The organism is Bradyrhizobium sp. USDA 4451 (assembly GCF_054822585.1).
This window is the reverse complement of record NZ_JBTRCH010000001.1, coordinates 2,320,784-2,339,155: the sequence shown is the minus strand read 5'-3', so window position 1 is coordinate 2,339,155 and position 18,372 is coordinate 2,320,784. Positions and strand designations below refer to the sequence as shown.

At 62.3% G+C, this 18,372-nt stretch carries 16 protein-coding genes and 2 pseudogenes; 9 read left to right on the top strand and 9 right to left on the bottom strand.

Annotated elements, in window-relative coordinates; all coding sequences use genetic code 11:
• Positions 1–4: 4 nt before the first annotated feature.
• The 5 genes and pseudogenes from ACVMB0_RS10790 to ACVMB0_RS10770 all read right to left on the bottom strand — a co-directional run bounded on the left by ACVMB0_RS10790 (position 5) and on the right by ACVMB0_RS10770 (position 1,650).
• A complete protein-coding gene (locus tag ACVMB0_RS10790) occupies positions 5–256 on the bottom strand; it encodes a helix-turn-helix transcriptional regulator (protein ID WP_253639140.1) in 252 nt (83 codons plus the stop codon).
• 208 nt (positions 257–464) lie between these two features.
• Complete coding sequence (locus ACVMB0_RS10785) at positions 465–803, bottom strand: DUF2285 domain-containing protein (protein WP_461349630.1); 339 nt, start codon at positions 801–803, stop codon at positions 465–467.
• Between the two features lie 21 nt (positions 804–824).
• A pseudogene (locus ACVMB0_RS10780) lies at positions 825–1,103 on the bottom strand (DUF7012 domain-containing protein); the annotation flags it as partial.
• Positions 1,042–1,251, bottom strand: coding sequence for a transcriptional regulator domain-containing protein (locus tag ACVMB0_RS10775; protein WP_456854655.1), 210 nt, complete (start codon positions 1,249–1,251; stop codon positions 1,042–1,044). The pseudogene ACVMB0_RS10780 and the gene ACVMB0_RS10775, both read right to left, overlap by 62 nt.
• 135 nt (positions 1,252–1,386) lie before the next feature.
• Positions 1,387–1,650 (bottom strand): DNA -binding domain-containing protein, encoded by a 264-nt coding sequence (locus tag ACVMB0_RS10770; protein WP_456854654.1) that lies wholly within the window; start codon positions 1,648–1,650, stop codon positions 1,387–1,389.
• 227 nt (positions 1,651–1,877) lie between these two features.
• Here ACVMB0_RS10770 and ACVMB0_RS10765 point away from each other — a divergent pair, with 227 nt between their 5' ends.
• Both ACVMB0_RS10765 and ACVMB0_RS10760 read left to right on the top strand, forming a co-directional pair.
• Positions 1,878–2,111 carry a helix-turn-helix domain-containing protein gene (locus ACVMB0_RS10765; protein WP_456854653.1) on the top strand — a complete coding sequence of 78 codons (234 nt, stop codon included), beginning with the start codon at positions 1,878–1,880 and terminating at the stop codon, positions 2,109–2,111.
• Positions 2,112–2,265: 154 nt separating this feature from the next.
• A complete protein-coding gene (locus ACVMB0_RS10760) occupies positions 2,266–2,679 on the top strand; it encodes a hypothetical protein (protein WP_461346203.1) in 414 nt (137 codons plus the stop codon).
• A 115-nt stretch (positions 2,680–2,794) separates the two neighbouring features.
• Here the strand turns inward: ACVMB0_RS10760 and ACVMB0_RS10755 are convergent, their stop codons facing one another.
• Positions 2,795–3,121 (bottom strand): DUF736 domain-containing protein, encoded by a 327-nt coding sequence (locus tag ACVMB0_RS10755; RefSeq protein ID WP_461346202.1) that lies wholly within the window; start codon positions 3,119–3,121, stop codon positions 2,795–2,797.
• Positions 3,122–4,415: 1,294 nt separating this feature from the next.
• Between ACVMB0_RS10755 and ACVMB0_RS10750 the strand changes: the two are divergent.
• Positions 4,416–5,740, top strand: a pseudogene (locus tag ACVMB0_RS10750) (DUF3422 family protein).
• Between the two features lie 138 nt (positions 5,741–5,878).
• Here ACVMB0_RS10750 and ACVMB0_RS10745 read toward each other — a convergent pair.
• On the bottom strand, positions 5,879–6,205 hold the full coding sequence (locus tag ACVMB0_RS10745) for a DUF736 domain-containing protein (protein ID WP_461346202.1): 327 nt from the start codon (positions 6,203–6,205) through the stop codon (positions 5,879–5,881).
• 1,698 nt (positions 6,206–7,903) lie between these two features.
• Here ACVMB0_RS10745 and ACVMB0_RS10740 point away from each other — a divergent pair.
• From ACVMB0_RS10740 to ACVMB0_RS10715, 6 genes are all read left to right on the top strand, one after another.
• Positions 7,904–9,301 carry a hypothetical protein gene (locus ACVMB0_RS10740; protein WP_461346201.1) on the top strand — a complete coding sequence of 466 codons (1,398 nt, stop codon included), beginning with the start codon at positions 7,904–7,906 and terminating at the stop codon, positions 9,299–9,301.
• Positions 9,268–9,909 carry a hypothetical protein gene (locus ACVMB0_RS10735; RefSeq protein WP_461346200.1) on the top strand — a complete coding sequence of 214 codons (642 nt, stop codon included), beginning with the start codon at positions 9,268–9,270 and terminating at the stop codon, positions 9,907–9,909. The genes ACVMB0_RS10740 and ACVMB0_RS10735 overlap by 34 nt, the downstream gene beginning before the upstream one ends.
• Before the next feature lie 265 nt (positions 9,910–10,174).
• Positions 10,175–12,289, top strand: a complete 2,115-nt coding sequence (gene glgX, locus ACVMB0_RS10730) for a glycogen debranching protein GlgX (protein ID WP_461346199.1) — start codon at positions 10,175–10,177, stop codon at positions 12,287–12,289.
• 245 nt (positions 12,290–12,534) lie between these two features.
• Positions 12,535–14,400: a sigma-54-dependent Fis family transcriptional regulator gene (locus tag ACVMB0_RS10725; RefSeq protein WP_461346198.1), complete on the top strand. Its 1,866-nt coding sequence runs from the start codon at positions 12,535–12,537 to the stop codon at positions 14,398–14,400.
• Between the two features lie 133 nt (positions 14,401–14,533).
• Positions 14,534–16,117 (top strand): hypothetical protein, encoded by a 1,584-nt coding sequence (locus tag ACVMB0_RS10720; protein WP_461346197.1) that lies wholly within the window; start codon positions 14,534–14,536, stop codon positions 16,115–16,117.
• Complete coding sequence (locus ACVMB0_RS10715; RefSeq protein ID WP_461346196.1) at positions 16,117–16,521, top strand: hypothetical protein; 405 nt, start codon at positions 16,117–16,119, stop codon at positions 16,519–16,521. Before ACVMB0_RS10720 ends, ACVMB0_RS10715 begins: the two co-directional genes overlap by 1 nt.
• Before the next feature lie 20 nt (positions 16,522–16,541).
• Here ACVMB0_RS10715 and ACVMB0_RS10710 read toward each other — a convergent pair whose 3' ends face one another.
• Positions 16,542–17,096, bottom strand: coding sequence for a flavin reductase family protein (locus tag ACVMB0_RS10710; protein ID WP_461346195.1), 555 nt, complete (start codon positions 17,094–17,096; stop codon positions 16,542–16,544).
• A 79-nt stretch (positions 17,097–17,175) separates the two neighbouring features.
• Positions 17,176–18,276: an LLM class flavin-dependent oxidoreductase gene (locus ACVMB0_RS10705; RefSeq protein WP_461349629.1), complete on the bottom strand. Its 1,101-nt coding sequence runs from the start codon at positions 18,274–18,276 to the stop codon at positions 17,176–17,178.
• Between the last annotated feature and the right edge of the window lie 96 nt (positions 18,277–18,372).

Sequence of the window (18,372 nt, the reverse complement as noted above, 5' to 3'; positions counted from 1 at the left end):
TGCCTTAGCGATGCGCGTGGCCGGCTGCGCGGGCCTCGACGTAGCGAGGATCCGAGGTCGAGCTGCAAGCAGCCTGATCTGCCCAGGCTTCTAGATCGCCAACGGCGTAGACAACGCGGCCTCCGAGCTTGCGGAACGTCGGGCCGTTGCCATGGCAGCGGTATTTCTCAAGGGTGCGCGGCGAGAGGCCAAGGAGGCGCGCCGCCTCAGGGGTGCGCACGTAGCGCGTGGTGAGCTGCGCGGTCCGGTCGAGCATGGGAGATCTCCGTCTTGCCTCGAAGCGCCGCGGCCAAGTCGCGGCTTGTCGGGGCCAGAGTGGCGGAGAGTTCAGGCGTTGGGGGTGGACGAAAATATTTGCAGATGCGTGTCCCCCCTACGGGCGTAACCAGGCGAACCGAGGCGTTACCAGCGGAGCGCGGGTGAGCGTCATCACGGCGGATTGCGTGGAGGGATCGAGGGGCCTGTCAGAGGCCGCGCAGGAGTTTCAGGTAGCCCCGCTCGACCAAGGCGGTCGAATCATGGATGAGGCGGTTCGCCGCACGGCGGGCATGCGAATCTTTCCACTCAACCGAACGACGCTGGGCGTGGTCGGAAGCGAGCACCTCTGCTGCCACGTCTCGGGGGCTGCCCCCAGATTCATGAACGTCGAAGGCGTGAAGCAGCTGAATCAATCGCCGCTTCTTGAAGGGCGTCAGCCGCAGAGCCGCTGGAAGAAGGCCCAGACGGTGGTCACCAAGATGGCGCACGAAGTATAGCGCGACGTCGAGCCGCAGCTCGGCCATGCTGTCAAGCGGCAGAAGCACGGCAGGACGTCGCGCGGCCTGTTCGTCTTGCAAACGAACATGAAGCTCACCCGATCCGTCCGCAATCACCAGCTCGCGACCGTCAGCATCCGTCCGCTCGACGAGCGGCAGTCCGAATGCATTGCGATCGATCGAATGGATGGTTTTGAAGCCCGATGGCGCGGGTTCGAGGATTACGGTTCCAGGTGATGCCTCGGGCAGCCATATGGTTGGTTCGGGCCCAACCGGGGAAGCTGGGTCATGAGCGAAATCGCAACCCCCAACGACGTGCGAGGCTGGAACGGACGGTCTCTGGATCAACGCCGTCGCGCGCGATCTGGCGCTGTGTGCGGGCGAAATCGCGGCGGTACTCAGCGTTGCGGCGCAGGAACTCAAGCGCGAAGCCCGGGCGCTCGAGCCGCTTCAGGCGCTCAATCGTCTCCGGCGAGCGCCAATACTGTGTGGGCATGGTGTGTCCTCCTGCGTTTTCTTGTTCTGTCCTCCCGAAGGAGGGACACACCACGATCAGGAAAGACGGTCCGGCAAACTAGACCCATAGGTTGCATCACCGACGACCACAATTTGTGTGACGGTCGCCTCCCGGTCACTGCATTCGCGGGTCCAACAGATGCCGATATCCGGCTTCCGTCATCCATCGGGCGCGCGCGAGATGGCTCTCGTGGACGATTTTGGCACGCTCGGGTTCTCGGGCAGGATCGAGACCGAAGATCACCTGCACGACCTCACGCCAGTCGGCGCCCTCTTCTTCAGCCATTAATAATTGAACATAGATCGCGAGATGTTGCTCGTCGTAGGCGTTTACACGGTCGGTCTGTGGCGGCTGTTCCTGGAATGGCGCTTCGGTCATTGCGATCGTCCCCCTCAGGATCGAAACAACCTTAGACATTCACTTGCCGTGGAACTTGGCAAGCCGCGAAATGTCACACGATTAGCTGCGCGATGCGGAGACCGCATCGCGGTGGTCCCCGGAAACGGCTAACAGGCCCCGGACAGAGCCTATGAATAACATCGCGCTGTACGAATCGGAACGATCGTTCCTGGAACGATCGTTCCGATGTGAGTTCCCTTGTCGCTATGGATCTCAAGGAGATCATGGCGATCAATCTGCGTCGGATCCGTCATGTGAAGAAGATGTCGCAGGAAGAATTGGCCGATAGCGCCGGACTAAGCGTCCGTTACATCGGCTCAATCGAACGCGCAGACGTGTCGGCCAGCGTGACGGTGCTGGGTCGGATCGCGAAGGCGCTGGGCGTCGAAGCAACCGACCTGATTAAGCGGACGACGGTTCATTCTACTCACGGTCGATGACAGGTACGTTTATGCCAGGCCGCGGCACCGGCGCGCTGGAAATCACCTAAACGTGGTAGATGATCGGCTTTGGGCGTAGATCTGCTCTGGCCCGACGGTTGTTGCTCTGTTCGAAGGACCGAAGGGTAACGGTTGGCAGAGCGGAGCCTGCGCTATGACGACGCTATACGAGCACTTGCCAGACGACATCCGCGAAGTGGTGGATGCCTACGTTGCGGAACTCAGGCCCCAACCTTGGCCAATTCGCTTCCGCGCACTAGTTGATCTGCTCCAAGAAAAGTTGGACACCAACGCCGAGTCGGACCGCTGGCGTCTGATACAAGAATGGACCGGCATCATGACGGCGACGTTGGAGCATTTGCCGCCCCACAGTTCGGTCGTCGAATGCCTGGGGCTGATGAGCATAAGCTTCAACGACCAATGGCGCGCTCAGGCGCTCGGCCAGATCGACCGAGACCCTACGGTGATAGACCGCCTCATCGCAATCTGTCCCGACTGGGATGACATCGTCGATAGCGTGGCGGAGGCCCATCAAAGACGGCCGATCAAACCGGCACGCGGGCGCTAACCGCCATCTGTTACGCCCTCTGCTTGCTGCGGCACGGCCGACGAGGTGCCTTCGCGATTCTCGAGCGCGGTGATGCCCCGCCCGGACCAGGCCGGGCGAGGCATTGTGGCTCGGGTCAGTCGCCGCTGCGACGGCTGGGGCGGGACCAGATCAGGCTGAAGCCCTCGCCTTCCTCGTCGGCGAAGAGGTTGGCGAAGATCGGAGCAGTGAAGCTCGGATCGTCGAGCTTGAGACCCAGATAATCGCGGCCCTCGTTGGAGCGCTTGGACCAGCCGGCCCCGATCTCGACTCGGCCGACATAGACGCGGTGGCTCGGTGCGTTGTCGCCGGAGCGGTTGGTTTCGGGGACGATCCGGACGTTCCTGGCCTGGAGCGAGAGGGTGACGATCTCGCCGGTGAGCTCGTTGTTGCCGGTCTTCTTGAAGGTGCCGATGGTCGCCATGGTAGTTCTCCTTGATCTCTGTTTTCCGAGCCCGCACCTTGCGGCCTCGATGGTGATCGACAGGCCGGAGGCGATCGACGGCGCACCCCGAAGGGGCCTGACAGCAAAGGAGCAACTTTCTTGGCTCGCGCGAGGAATGACGGCGCAGCCGGCAGGGGAAGAAAGCTGTGACGCCGCTGTTGCGCCTTAGGCGGTCGAGGCGTCAGCCGTCCTTCGGGCAGATCAATCCATCGAAGAGGCCGTTGATGCGCTCGATCCGAACAGAGCTGAAATCAAGAGAACATGGCGATCCTGGCGTCCCGCAAAGACCGGCCAGCGAGTTCGACGGAGATTGGCTCTCGGCCGCGTGCCGACGACGGATCTAAGCCTCCGTGACCACACTCGAGCAATACGCCCGACGAGTCGAGTTGTCGGCCGTATTGTGATCCGCCGCTATTTGGTCGATCGCTCACGACATTGCCACGTATCTGCCTCACTGCGACAATCTGTCGAGCCGCGACGCTTGCACTGCCTGAGCGTCACCTCAAAGACGAGGACGACGAGCGCTCCGGCTGCGTGATCAACCTCACTCGACGTGACGTTATCAGCCCATCGCCAAGCTTTACCCGGCGGCTTCGGGCGCGGTCACGCGCCGGCCTCCTCTGCATGGACAAATCCAACCACAGCATGGCGCCTCAGATAATGGGGCCGCCAAGCGAGCGATCACCGTGCCGAAACAGGCAATTCCCTGTGGCCTGCGCACGTGCGCATTCTGTCAGATTACAAGCGCGCTCCATGTCTGAAACCCGTCTCCGACTGTTTTCGAAAGCCACATTGCGTCCAAAAAGACGTGGACGTGTCCCTTCTACAGTGCTGGCCCAAATCCTGCACCGCCTCTCCGCGCCAAGAAGTTTTGGGGCGGCATCAAGATGGGAGTCGCGTTTGGGCCTCAAACTGTCAATCGATAATGCGGTCGCCACACCGGAGGCCGCCTGCCTTCGCCACGGTGGGCGAACGAAAGACGCTCCTGCTTGCCACGGTCTCGCGCGGCATCGGTCATGCCACCGGAAACCTGCTTTCAGAAAGGGCCGACGTATCTTCACTTGCGCGCGGCAGCCTTCGGTGGCGGGCGATGTCGGTGGGATTTGGAGACAGACAACCATGTCCACGTAAATCTGGGCATTCGTCGGAAGGTGCGCGCGCCACGGCCAAGGTCGCGAAACGGCTTGCTGGCGAAACCGTTTTTCAGCACCGCCATTGCCTACCGCGTTAAGGCTGACGGCTGCTTGCTCGCTCTGAAGCGAGGCGTCAATACATGATCGATGAACTGGATCTGCGAACCTTCACGCCACATCCGCAACGCGACGCCGTGCTCGGCGAAGTGCACGCGCGCCCTTTCACGCGCCTTGTTTCGCCCTCAGCGTGATCCACTTCGCTTTTCTTGCACAGGGCGAGGCAGCCACAAGCGATCGTTGCCGTTTTATCGATTTTTGTCTCGAGCGCAATCTTCCGCCGCCTGAGCAATCGGCGAAACTTCATCAGATTGTCATCGGGCCCGCTACGCTACGCTGGGAGCAGCATTCGGAATTTACAACATTCACCTGGATCTGGACTAACGTGAATTGTTCTGCCGCAGACCAATTTGACAAAGTTGAGGGTACCGTCCGATCGCTGATCCGCGCGTTGCGTCAGACCGGACAGTTGCTGGTCGCAATCAGGCTAGAAGTGGAGCAGGACACCTCGCCGATCAAGCGGGCCGAACAGATTTTTGACAAGAACAGCCTGGCCATGGTTGCCACAAAGAGCGGCTTAGGCGTTGCCGCCTCAGACTTCCGCGTAGACGAAAAAGGCTTCACAAAAATCCTCGTCAGCGACCTCGGGTTGACGTCGCACGATCTCGGAGCGCTGGTGCAACGGCTCCTGGAAATCGAGACCTACCGTCCATTGGCGCTGCTTGGCCTGTCGGCGGCCCTTGAGCTTGCACCATCTGTTGATCGCATCGACCGCCGTCTTGTTGAGGCGCTCGAGAAGATGCAAAGCGGTGAGGGGCTGCAGTTCAACAACCATCTGCTTGCCGAGCTGACGGCGCTGGCCGCATCCTTCGAGAGAGGCGCGACCGGCAGCCTGTTTCGCTTCGGCGCCAGCAGGGCCTATAACGAGCTGGTCCAATCGCGACTGTCCATCATTGAAGGCAACGATGTCTCGGGCTATCCAACCTGGTCGTCGTTTCTGGCACGCCGCATGGCGCCGGCGATGCGAACCTGCGCGACTGTGGAGGATCGCCAGGCGACTCTGTCGGTCAAGCTCGCGCGTGCCGCCGATCTGTTGCGAACTCGGGTCGACGTCGAAATCGAACGACAGAACCGTGACCTGTTGCAGGCCATCAACGAGCGCGCGAGACAGCAACTTCGGCTGCAGTGCACGGTCGAAGGATTGTCGGTCGGGGCGATAGGATATTATGTGGTCAGCCTGTTTAGCTATCTTGCCAAGGGCGCGCATGATGTCGGACTGCGAGTAGAGCCCTCGTTCCTGACCGCAGCCTTCGTGCCAATCGCGGTCGGCGTCATCTGGCTGGTGAGTTACAATGTCCGAAAGCGACACCTCAAGCACGACGACGCGCCCTCGGTTACTTGCGACTAAAGCTCCTTGAGGGAATCGGTGCGTCCGTCCTGCGAAGCTCGCATGGTCGTGGTGCGACGCTGCCGCAAGTTCGCGGCCGGCTCCCGCGCAAGGTAATGCCCCGCCCGGGCCAGGCCGGGCGAGGCATTGTGGCTCGGGTCAGTCGCCGCTGCGACGGCTGGGGCGGGACCAGATCAGGCTGAAGCCCTCGCCTTCCTCGTCGGCGAAGAGGTTGGCGAAGATCGGAGCAGTGAAGCTCGGATCGTCGAGCTTGAGACCCAGATAATCGCGGCCCTCGTTGGAGCGCTTGGACCAGCCGGCCCCGATCTCGACTCGGCCGACATAGACGCGGTGGCTCGGTGCGTTGTCGCCGGAGCGGTTGGTTTCGGGGACGATCCGGACGTTCCTGGCCTGGAGCGAGAGGGTGACGATCTCGCCGGTGAGCTCGTTGTTGCCGGTCTTCTTGAAGGTGCCGATGGTCGCCATGGTAGTTCTCCTTGATCTCGGTTTCCGAGCCCGCACCTTGCGGCCTCGATGGTGATCGACAGGCCGGAGGCGATCGACGGCGCACACCGAAGGGGCCGAAGCGCCAGCGAAGGATGGCAGCCGGGCGACTTTGTTGTTTCGCGAGGAATGACGGCGCAGCCGGCAAGGGAAGAAAGTCGATCGGCGCCATTGCGCCATAGGCGGTCGAGGCTTTAGCCGCCCTTCGGCCAGATCCACCGATCGGAGAGGCCGTTCGGTGCGAAAAAGCAAACATCAAGGGGAACATGGCGACGGTCGCGATGCCTTCGGCTACCGGCGAGAGATTCCACGGCGAGTGAAACTCTCTATTCGAGAAGGACGGAAATGGTCACCACAATGACTGCTCGCCAAGGCGCCCGTCGTCCCGGACTTGTTGGCCGCGTTGTGCCGAGTTTCGCCGTGGCGCCTGCCATTGCACCGACGGGCGCATCAAGATGGACCTTTGCGTGCGATCCGAGCTTCACCGTGCTCATCAGCCCCACCGCAGCCGTGGCGTGAGACGCATATCGCGAAGCCTAGCCCCTAATCTGGCCCTACGACCGCCCCTTTGGGGGCTGTCAGCCACACGCCCTGCCCTGCTTCGGTTGACTCCGGCGTTGTCATCGCCGTGAAGCGGACGAACGCTGTGATGCTGACGGCAATGGCGCCGATTATCGAGAAGATCGGCTGCGCAGTCGCAGATGGCACCGCCATTTGCGCGATCCCGTGGTGGCGCTCTATCCAGCGACCGTGGCCGGCGCGACTACGCGCGCAGGTTATCGCTCATGAGCGATCACCCACGCAGGGCGGTCATAACTGGCGAACTTAGGATTCGCACGACTAGTCGGACGACATCCTGGATCAAGTCGGTTCCGTCACCTGCAGGTTCTTGTAGTTGACCAACGGAGCGTTCTCGGGGCCAAATCGCATTCACCCCCTTGTGCCAGCCGCGAGGACTCCAACCACGACTGCGAGAAGGAGTGCTGAGGCCAAGTCTCCATTAGACGCAATCAGCCGCTGGCTGGAATCACAAGACTTAGACACCCAACTTGGGGGCGTTGCATTCGCGACATCTCAATTTTGAAGGACAGTGACGTTCTCGCGCTTGTCGGACTGGAGCAGCTCGAAACTCTTCAGCGATGGTCGACCGCACCAGAATTGGAGCCGCGGGCCGCCGCGGGTCCTGCTCTGACCTTCCGAGTCGCCTTCGAGTCCTTTCGCCGAGGCAGAATTACAGGCGTCCGATGGAACGAACCGAAGATGGAGCGCAGGGCTCTGGAACAGGCTAAGCGCGACGGGAAGCTTGCGACTTGCGCGCAACGCTCAAGGGAAGCTCCAGTTTTTACCAGCCAGGGAGGAGATCTGGTATCGTGTTGCGAAGTCCCGGAACGGATCGGCGGCAACTTATCTAACACGCGGGCTCTCACTATTGGAGCGCCGCCGAGATGGGATCTGAGGTCATTTCAGTAGCGACTGTTCTCTATTGGTGTCCGGTCGCTGCATCGTAGATACGGGCTTGGGCGCCTTTTAACTCCATCTCGATCGGGGGAGCCCAGGGCGGAACGGAGCCTTGTTCGATTGTGGAATCCTAAATAAAGGCGAAGATATCGCGCTGGGTTTTCAGATTGGCAATGATGACGACAGAGTATGGAAGAAGCTCCACTAGGTACAGACGCCAGGATGTCCCGGAAAATCGAATACAATACTGATGCGCTTGGCAGCACGTTTGAGCGCTTGACGCGAATTGACGCCCTCGCCCGTAGGGGCGACTCTAATGCTGAATCTCTCAAGATTGATGCCAAGATGTTCGAGCGCTCAATAATAAGGTCATTGCAAGATTTCGGAGACCGACTGGTAACCAATCTTTCGTCAAAGGCAGTGAATCGCGTCCTGCGGAACGACCGCCTGGGAGAGATTGGCCCCGCGGCGCTGATTTGCGAAGTCATGACCGAAAAATCAATCCGAAAAGGCTTCATCAGTGAGGCGGGCCGATATGAGCGATCCTGCCAAATCTCTCATGCAATTAAACAAAGTGGCGAGGTCGAGTTCGCGATCCTGCTCCTCCCATTTCGCACATCTACGCCTTTGAAGAATCGTGGAACGCTTCCCGACATGGGCGAGTTTTATACGCTGATATCGCTCTACAGTTTGTCACGTGCGTGCCACGTCGCGCAGAAAAAAATGGCCACGCTGATCGAAGACGTTGCCAAACGGGTCGGAGATGGCGCCCGAGAATGCGCTCAACCCACTGCGACGGACGAGAAATGCGGCATAAAGCATCTTTTTGAAGCAGCTATACAGGAATGTGAGAAGCGCATCAAAAACCCAACGGAATGCGCGGCGACTCGAAAGCTCCTAAGGAAGGGCGCAGCCAATCCTCCGAGGCTTCAAGTAAACGATAAGCCCACTTTTGTTCGTCTACTGGTCGAGCTTGCGGCATCGTCCATTCCAATACGTAGTTGGTTCGCGTTTAAAGACGCCCCAATCGTACCAGTGCGAATCCTTGCATGTCGTGATGCTGGGCGCTACCCCTGTTTTGACACGGTTTCATTGGAACAAATCGCTAACTACCGCGCAGTCCTATCTGATGCTGTAGAGGCATTCTCCATTGATCAACGATTCTTCCGTCTTATTGATTACGCCGAGATTAAGAAGAGCGTGCAAGGCACGCCTGGTCACAAACAGGCCATGCATTACTTCGCCAAACGCAAAGCTGGCTTCCTATCTGATGTAGAGAGAATTCTACCTACTATATGGTCCACCCGCGGACGCGATGAGATGCGCAAAGAACTATCCGAGATTGATCCGGAAGGTGTGTTAACGCCTCTCTTCGAGCCAATTTTATTTTCTCTCGAACATTCTTGTGTATCTGATATTGCGCGCCAAACCGGGTTGAGCGAGCAGCGGCTCTATGTCCAAGCCATGCAGACAATATACTTGCCTCAGGATGATGAGAAGGTTGAGCGACTGCGTCGGCAGTTACCGGGACCGCCTTGGACGTCTGGAAGCGGATGGGCCACAAAATCGAGCCTGGACGGTTCGGATTGCCGGAAGGCGGATATCCGGCCTGCAAGGTGAGGCTCGCCGAGCGGCCGCTTGCCGAGCGGACCGCGGACTTCGACGATCCCGGCGAGGAGGAAACGATATGGATCGAACGGCTCAGTCCGTGCCACGGCATCATCCGCAGCGTGCTGTACGGCGACCTCGGCGTCGACTATGGCGATGTCATCCTGATCGACGGCGCGCCGATCACGCATCACACCTATGGTGACGAGCAGATCCCGGTCTTCCCCCACCTGGCAACGCTGCTGCGCCGGAACTACCAGTTCTTCGATTTCGCGGGCACCCAGGAGACGGCGCGGCAATTGGCCGGCATCAGCGAGGAATTGGACGGGGACGCCGTCGTCTATTCGCATTCCGAGAGCTTCAAGATCATGTGCGCCAATTGCTGGCGCAAGCCCGACATCGATCACGCCGATCACGCGACGATGGAGAAGCACGTCGTCACCGGCCGCATTGCCGCACCGCCCGATATCGCGCCTGTGCGGCTGCTGGATCTGATCGACAAGGCAATCGAAGCACGCGGAAACTGCCAGCTCTATGCGCCCGATCTTTGCGCGGCCGCGGGACAATCGGCGCGCGAGCGGATCGACCGACGGCGGTTTGCGATGCTGACGGAGAACTAGAGGCGCTCCTGCTCAGCCGAGGATGGTTTGCACATTTTCTCCTCGTCATTCCGGGGCGTGCGAAGCACGAACCCGGAATCCATTGGGCCGCATAACAAGAGGTGGAATGGATTCCGGGCTCTCGCTTCGCGAGCCCCGGAATGACGATGGAGAGATCAGTGTCATACGAACATGAACCCGTGCCGTTAAATTGACCCTATGCAACGTTTTCCGTGCGGCGGCGTTTGTTGCTGGTTGATTTGCCAATTCCAGGCTTGGGGGACCGATGTCCGACTATGTGATCGAGGAAGGGCTGCCCTATCCGCTGGGCGCTCATTGGAGCGGCCACGGCACCAATTTTGCGGTGTTTTCCGCCAACGCCACCAAGGTCGAGGTCTGCCTGTTCGACGGCGAGCGCGAGACGCACCGTTTCGAGCTGCCGGAATATACCGATCAGGTGTTTCACGGCTTCATCAATGGCGTGCAGCCCGCCACGTTCTACGGCTATCGCGTCTACGGTCCCTACCAGCCGGACGGCGGCCACCGCTTCAATCCGAACAAGCTGCTGCTCGATCCCTATGCCCGCGCCCATGCAGGCCACCTCACCTGGGATCCGGCGCTGTTCGGCTACAAGATGGAGACCGGCGACGACCTGACGTTCGACGAGCGCGACAGCGCGCCGTTCATGCCGAAATGCGTGGTGTGCGATCCCAATTTCGACTGGGCGCAGGAGCCGCAACGGCAGGAAGCCCATTGGGACGAGACCATCGTCTACGAGACCCACGTCAAGGGCTTTACCAAACAACACCCCGGCATCGACGAGCACCTGCGCGGCACTTACGCGGGCTTCGGCTCGAACGCGGCGATCGACTACCTGAAGGCGCTCGGCATCACCTCGGTCGAGCTGTTGCCGGTGCATTCCTTCGTCAACGACAGCAATCTGCTGGAGAAGCACCTCACCAATTACTGGGGCTACAACACGATCGGCTTCTTCGCGCCGGATCCGCGCTATGCCGCCGACGTCGCCAACAGCCTGCGCGAATTCAAGGAGATGGTGGCGCGGCTGCATGGCGCAGGGCTCGAGGTGATTCTCGATGTCGTCTACAACCACACCGCCGAAGGCAATGAACGCGGTCCGACTCTGTCGTTCAAGGGCATCGACAATGCGAGCTATTATCGCCTGCTGCCCGACAAGCGCCGCTACTACATCAACGACACCGGCACCGGCAACACGGTGAACCTGTCGCATCCGCGGGTGATCCAGCTGGTGATGGACAGCCTGCGCTACTGGGCCGGCCACATGCATGTCGACGGTTTCCGCTTCGACCTCGGCACCATCCTGGCGCGCGAAGTCTACGGCTTCGACGAGCAGTCCGGCTTCCTGAAGGCGATGAATCAGGACCCGCTGCTCGCGACCGTCAAGCTGATCGCCGAGCCCTGGGATTGCGGCCCCGGCGGCTACCAGGTCGGCGGCTTTCCGCCGGGATGGGCGGAGTGGAACGACAAGTATCGCAACACGGTGCGCGATTTCTGGCGCGGCGAGGCGGCGCCGGGCAGCCTGGCGCCGCGGCTGCTCGGCTCGCACGACGTGTTCAACCGCGAGGGCCGCCGCACCTGGGCCAGCGTCAACTTCATTACCGCCCATGACGGCTTCACGCTGAACGACTGGGCGAGCTACAATTTTAAGCACAACGAGGCCAACGGCGAGAACAACAATGACGGCTCGTCGGATAACCATTCCTGGAATTGCGGTGCCGAGGGCCCGACCGACAATCCCGAGATCCGCGTTTTACGCGAACGCCAGAAGCGCAACATGCTGGCGACGCTGCTCGCCTCGCAGGGCACGCCGATGCTGCTCGGCGGCGACGAGTTCGGCCGCACCCAGCGCGGCAACAACAACGCCTATTGCCAGGACAACGACATCTCCTGGTTCGACTGGAATCTGTCCGACGATGCCGAGAAGTTGCTCGCCTTCACCAAGCGCATGATCAAGCTCAGGCGCGACTATCCGATCCTGCGCCGCAGCCGCTTCCTGTCCGGCGATCGCGATCCGCAGCTATCGATCCGCGACGTGGTCTGGATCTCGACCTCGGGCGTCGAGATGACGCAGTCCGATTGGACCACCGGCTGGATCAAATGTTTCGGCGTCGTGCTCGACGGCCGCGCCCGCAAGACCGCGATCGCGCGCGAGGGCGAGGACGACACCGTGCTTGTGATCCTCAACAGCTATGAGGGCGAGGTCGACTTCAAGCTGCCGGTGACATCGGCCGGCCCGCACTGGTCGCTGCTGCTCGACACCAACGCGCCGGACGAGCGGCCAGGCGCGCAGTTCGCGTTCGAAAGCACCTACAAGGCGGGCGGGCGTTCGTTTGTGTTGCTCACCGCCGGTGAGGTGAAGTAGGGGCGAAGTAGGCCGGCCGAACACCGTTAGCCTCGTCATTCCGGGACGTGCGAAGCACGAGCCCGGAATCCATCGGGCCGCGGATTCTGAGGATGAATGGATTCCGGGCTCTCGCTCCGCGAGCCCCGGAATGACGGAAGGAGCTGCCTCCCTCCAAAGGTCCCCTCCCCGCGACCCCGCGGGCCAATTGACATTCGGCCATGGGCTGCCAGACTTCGCCGAAAATACAGGGTGGAGACCTCTGGATGGCCAATCTATCGGCCTCAAATCACGTCGCCCGTGTTTTATCGGCGGCCCATCAGCTGGCCGGCGTCGACACCGAGGCGCGGATTGCCGCGTCGTGGCGGCGCTGCGTGGTCAATCACAACCTCGATCCGGCCCGCCGTGGGCCGCCGCAGACCCTGACCGAGGCCGAGGTCCGGCACATCGCCGAGCCGATGGAAGACCTGATTCAGGTCGCGATCCCGGAGATCGAGGATCTTGCCCGCGTGCTCCACGACAGCGGCTACTGCGTCAACCTCGCCGATCCCAATGCCACCATGCTGGTGAGCCGGCTGCCCGGCGGCGACTACGAGCGGATGTTCCTGGAGTGGAAGATCTACACCGGCTCGAACTTCGCCGAAACTTTCGAGGGCACCAACGGGCTCGGCACCGCGCTCGCCGAGCAGCGGCCGATCATCGTGCATGGCGACGAGCATTTCCGCGAGCAGTGGCACATGTTCACCTGCGCGGTGTCGCCGCTGTTCGACTATGCCGGGCGACTGGCCGGTGCCGTCAACATCTCCTCCTGCCGCAGCGATCTCGGCCGCAGCGCGCATGAACTGGCGCTCGCCGTCACCACGGAGGCGACGCGGCGGATCGAGCAGTCGTTCTTCCGCCGCCGCTACCGCGCCTCCTGGATCGCGACCTTGCCCGGTGACGGACACGGCATGCTCGCCTATGACGACGATCGCCGCGTGGTCGGCGCCTGCCGCACCGCGCGCGGCGTGTTCGGCCTGACGGATGCGATGATCGACGACGGCATCGACCTGTCGCATCTCATTCAACTCGACGATCGCGCGACGCGGGCCGCCGACGAGCTGGTCACGCTGCGCCGGGCCGACGGCACGCCATGGGGCCGCGGCCATTTGGCGCCGCCGGTGCGCGCGCGATCAGCGCGTCCGTTGCCGGCACCGCCGCGCGAACAACCGCCTGGACAGTTTTCCGGCCTGCATCGGCTGGCGGGCCGCGATCCCGTGCTGATCAAGGGCGTGAAGCGGCTGAAGACGGTCGGCAATCTCGATCTGCCGATCCTGCTGCATGGCGAGACCGGCGCCGGCAAGGACGTGTTCGCGCGTGCGATCCATGCCGCAAGCAACCGCGCGGCCCGCAACTATGTCGCGCTGAACTGCGCGGCGATGCCGGAAAGCCTGATCGACGCCGAGCTGTTCGGCTACGAGGCCGGCGCCTTCACCGGCGCCCGGCGCGAGGGATCGAAGGGCCTGATCGTGCAGGCGAGCGGCGGCACGCTGTTCCTCGACGAGATCGGCGACATGCCGCTTTCGTTGCAGACAAGGCTGCTGCGCGTGCTGGAAAATCGCGAGGTCTGGCCACTCGGCGCATTGAAGCCTGTACCGGTCGACATCCGCCTGATCAGCGCCACGCACCGCGACCTGGCGCGGATGGCCGAGGACGGCAGCTTCCGCTCCGACCTGTATTACCGGCTGCGCGGCATGGAGATCCGCCTGCCGGCGCTGCGCGAACGCGCCGACCGTAAGGATGTCATCGCGCAGATCGCCGACGAGGAAGCGCCGCATTGCCGCATCTCAACCGAGGCCTGGGCGCAGCTGATGGCCTACCCGTTCCCCGGCAACATGCGCCAGCTTCGTCATGTGCTGCGGCTCGCCGGCGCGACCGCCGAGGGCGGCCTCATCACCGAGGCCGATCTCGATCTGCCGCCGTTCGCCGCGCACAGCGTGACGGCCGATCAGACTGCGGCCGAGCGCGCCGCGATCGTCGAGGCGTTGCGTGCCAATGGCGGCCGGGTGAACGACGCTGCAAAGGCCCTCAAGCTCAGCCGCGCGACCTTGTACCGGAAGATCAAGGCGTTGAAGATCGGGCTGGACCGCTAGACGAAATATTTCGGTCGAGAAACGGTTCCGCGCCGCGAACATGGGTACTCCGTAAGAATGTCTGTCGTGTTTCGGCCGTGCAGGAAAAGTGATATCGTGCGGCTTTCGCTTTCGACGCCACGGAGCGGGTCCTATGACACGGTTTCCCCTCGCTGTGGTCGTTGGCCTGGTTGCCGCGACCATTTCGCAGCCTGCCGCCTCGGATTCGACTGAACAACGATTGGGCAAAGTCCATTTTGCGACGTCCTGCAAGCCTGAGGCACAGGAGTTGTTCGATCGCGGCATGCTGTATCAGCATTCGTTCTGGTACAGCGCATCGCGCCGCACCTTCGAGGAGGTGCTCGAGGCCGACCCGCAATGCGCCATCGCTTATTGGGGGATCGCGCTCAGCTATCTCTACAATCCGCACGGGCCGCCGCCGCCCGAGAACCTTCCGCTCGGCCTCGAAGCCGCCAAGAAAGGCCAGGCGTTGAATGCCGGCACGCCGCGCGAACGTGAATACATCGATGCGATCGCGGCGATGTATGTCGACTATGACAAGGTCGACCACCGCATCCGGGTGCAGCGCTTCCTCGCGGCCGAAGAGCAGGTCGCGACGCATTATGCCGACGATGACGAGGCGCAGATCGCCTATGCCATCACGCTCAACGTCGCGGCGTCGCCATCCGATAAGAGCTATGCCAATCAGCTGAAAGGCGCGGCGTTGCTGGAACCGATCTTCCAGCGCCAGCCGGAGCACCCGGGCATCGCCCATTATCTGATCCATCTCTACGATTATCCGGCGCTGGCGGAGAAGGGCCTCCCCGCGGCGATGCGCTATGCCAAGATCGCCGAACACGCGCCGCATGCCCAGCACATGCCGTCGCACATCTTCACGCGCGTCGGCTACTGGAAGGAATCGATCGCCTCCAACAAGGAATCCGCGCGCATCGCCAAGGCAGACGGCGAACAGCAGGACCAGGCGCACGCGATGGACTACCTGGTCTATGCCTATCTGCAGCTCGGGCAGGACAAGGAGGCGCGGGCGGCGGTCGATGAGCTCGGCCAGCTCCAGTTCAAGCAGGACCGGTTCGCCGGCCCCTTCGCGGTGGCGGCAAGCCAGGCCCGCTACGTGTTCGAGCGCGGCGACTGGAAGGGCGCTGCCGCGCTTGACGTGCATCCGACCAAATACGCCTATGCCGATGCCATCACCTACTTCGCCCGTGCGGTCGGCGCCGCGCGCTCCGGTGATCCGGCGTCCGCCAAGCCCGATATCGCCAGGCTCGTCGAGCTGCGCGACAAGCTGAAAGACGCAAAGGATGCCTACTGGTCCAACATCGTCGACATCCAGCAGCAGATCGCGAGTGCCTGGATGCTGTACGCCGAAGCCAAATATGATGAGGCGCTCGGCGCGATGAACGCCGCCGCGGACGCTGAAGACAAGACCGAGAAGCATCCGGTCACCCCGGGACCGCTGGCGCCGGCGCGCGAGCTCTACGCCGCGATGCTGCTCGAACGCGGCAAGGCCGCCGATGCGCTTGCCGCCTATGAGGCCGTGCTCAAGAAGGAGCCCAACCGGCTGGCGGCCTATATGGGGATGATGAAGAGTGCCAAGGCGGCCGGCGATCAGGCCAAGACCCAGGATTGCGCAGTGCAGATCGCTCGGCTCACCGCGGATTCCGATGTATCGCGGCCGGAGCTGATCGAATTGCGGCAGACAACCGGAAGCAAGCTGTGATGCTGCTGATGACATGGCGCAACGGTGGCGCGGCGCTGCTCGGCGCTGTTGCGCTGTGCCTCTGCCACGCGCCGCCGCTCGGTGCGATGGAGATCCTCGGCCAGGCCGGCGTGCTCGGCGAATGGGAGCTGACCGGGCATCTCACCGAAAGCGGACCGGACGCGCGCAAGCAATTCTCCGGACCGCTGAAGATGAAGCATGTCGGAATCTGCACGCAGGACGGGCCGGAGGAACGCGCCGGCGAGATCAAGCTGCAAATCTCGGGGGCGGATGCGCAGGTGACGGCCGAGCTGGTGCTGGACGGCGCGCCCTGCACCTACAGCGCCCGCAAGACACGCAACTACGAGGGCACGCTGTCCTGCGAGGGCCGCGCGCCCGTCCCGCTGCTGGTGTGGCTCAAATAGATGTAGAGACTGTCGCGGCTCTACGAAAACTCGTTCCAGCTGACGCGGCGCGCATCGACGTCGCCGAGCGTGATCGGATCGTGGATGTTGCGCACGCTCTGGAAGCCCGAGCGGAGATAGATCAGCGGATCGACCGTGGTCACAGCGCGGACATGCTGGACCTCGCCGATGAAGATCGAATGGGTCTTGGTTTCGAGCTCCTGGCTCAGCACGCAGTCGAACGCCGCGACGGCATCCTCCAGCACCGGAGCGCCGGTCGCGCCGGTGGTCCAGCGTCCGAACGCAAAACGATCATCGCCATTGACGCCCTTCTGGCCGGAGAAGGTCAGCGCCAGCAGCGCGTGGTCCTCGTTCAGGAAGTTGATGACGAAATGCCGCTCGGCGCGGATGCGCTCATGTGCGCTGGCATTACGATTCACGCAGACCAGGACCGAGGGCGGGTTATCCGACAGCGAGCAGGCCGAGGTCACGGTGAGGCCTGTCCGCTGCCCCGGCTCGCGACCGACCGTCACCAGCGCGACCGCGCCGGCGCAATGGCGCATCGCCTGCTTGAAACTCTGTGCGTCGACCGTCATGCCGCAAACCTCGTCAAAAACACTTGGTTTAACATATGCGACGCGGGGGGCGAGGCAAGCCCCGCACCCCGCGCAGCTGTCATGCGGCCTTCTCGAACTCGGCGCCGAGATGCTTGAGCCGCGGCATCACCTCCTGCTTCAGCAGCCGCAACGAGTTGTGCCAGGCCTCGGGCTTATGCTTGTAGTCGAAGCCGAATACGCAGAGGACGCCGAAGCCACCGACCTCCCGGTAGATCTTCTCGATCTTCTCGGTGACCGTCGCGGGCGAACCGACGATCCAATTCCGGCGCGCGCAATATTCGACGGTGACGTCACTGTCGGGCACATCGGGCGCGTGTTTCAGATAATCCTTGAAGCCGAAATGACCGAGCAGCGGCAGGAAGTACTCGCTCATCATCCGGCCCATCATGTCGCCGGTCGAGAGCTTCCAGGCCTCCTCATCGGTATCGGCCACGAACACCTCGCGCACCAGCCGCCAGTCCTTGCGGCTCGGCTTGCGGCCGGTCTTGGCGGCGCCGGCTTCCACCGACTCCCAGTGGCTGCCGACATAGGCCGGGTTGAGGTTGAGGCTCATCGGGATGAAGCCGCGCTCCCCGGCGAGCTTGAGCGTGTCGGAGTTCTTCGATAGCCCCGCAACGCCGATCGGCGGATGCGGGCCCTGCAACGGCTTGATGTGGGGTTTGAGGAAATCGAACATCGTGTCCGGCTTCGACACCGTCCAGAACTTGCCCTTGTGGGTCCACGGCCCCGGCTCCGACCACATCTTCAGGATGATCTCGAGCGCCTCGCGGGTCATGTCGCGGTTCTGGCCGGACATGCCGTCGACGTTGAACATCGCCCAGTCGCTCGGCAGCCCCGAAGCCGCGACGCCGAAATTGAGCCGCCCGTTCGAAAGATGGTCCAGCATCGCGACGCGGTTGGCGAGTTCGGCCGGGTGATGATACGGCAGCAGGAAGCCGCCGGGCCCGATGCGCAGATTCTTGGTCTGCAGCAGCGCCTGCGCCACCAAGAGATCAGGCGACGGGTGCGGCTCCCACGGCGCGGTGTGATGCTCGCCGATCCAGGCTTCCTGATAGCCGAGCTCGTCGAGCCAGCGCAGCGTTTGCAGGTCCCAGTCGTGGCCCTCCTTCAATCCGCACTCCGGCGGGTGCGAGGGCATGGTGAAGTAGCCAAGCTCCATGTGCGTTCCTTCCTTCGCGTTGGGTTCAGTCATGCAATGCGTCTTGCCGCGCATTCAGGCGACAATCAGCAAGCACTGTGCCAGAGAGGAAATCGC

Coding starts and splice junctions, on each gene's coding strand:
- ACVMB0_RS10790 (WP_253639140.1), bottom strand. CDS start 256: ATGCTCGACCGGACCGCGCAGCTCACCACGCGCTACGTGCGCACCCCT.
- ACVMB0_RS10775 (WP_456854655.1), bottom strand. CDS start 1,251: ATGCCCACACAGTATTGGCGCTCGCCGGAGACGATTGAGCGCCTGAAG.
- ACVMB0_RS10770 (WP_456854654.1), bottom strand. CDS start 1,650: ATGACCGAAGCGCCATTCCAGGAACAGCCGCCACAGACCGACCGTGTA.
- ACVMB0_RS10765 (WP_456854653.1), top strand. CDS start 1,878: ATGGATCTCAAGGAGATCATGGCGATCAATCTGCGTCGGATCCGTCAT.
- ACVMB0_RS10760 (WP_461346203.1), top strand. CDS start 2,266: ATGACGACGCTATACGAGCACTTGCCAGACGACATCCGCGAAGTGGTG.
- ACVMB0_RS10755 (WP_461346202.1), bottom strand. CDS start 3,121: ATGGCGACCATCGGCACCTTCAAGAAGACCGGCAACAACGAGCTCACC.
- ACVMB0_RS10745 (WP_461346202.1), bottom strand. CDS start 6,205: ATGGCGACCATCGGCACCTTCAAGAAGACCGGCAACAACGAGCTCACC.
- ACVMB0_RS10740 (WP_461346201.1), top strand. CDS start 7,904: ATGTCCCGGAAAATCGAATACAATACTGATGCGCTTGGCAGCACGTTT.
- glgX (WP_461346199.1), top strand. CDS start 10,175: ATGTCCGACTATGTGATCGAGGAAGGGCTGCCCTATCCGCTGGGCGCT.
- ACVMB0_RS10725 (WP_461346198.1), top strand. CDS start 12,535: ATGGCCAATCTATCGGCCTCAAATCACGTCGCCCGTGTTTTATCGGCG.
- ACVMB0_RS10720 (WP_461346197.1), top strand. CDS start 14,534: ATGACACGGTTTCCCCTCGCTGTGGTCGTTGGCCTGGTTGCCGCGACC.
- ACVMB0_RS10715 (WP_461346196.1), top strand. CDS start 16,117: ATGCTGCTGATGACATGGCGCAACGGTGGCGCGGCGCTGCTCGGCGCT.
- ACVMB0_RS10710 (WP_461346195.1), bottom strand. CDS start 17,096: ATGACGGTCGACGCACAGAGTTTCAAGCAGGCGATGCGCCATTGCGCC.
- ACVMB0_RS10705 (WP_461349629.1), bottom strand. CDS start 18,276: ATGGAGCTTGGCTACTTCACCATGCCCTCGCACCCGCCGGAGTGCGGA.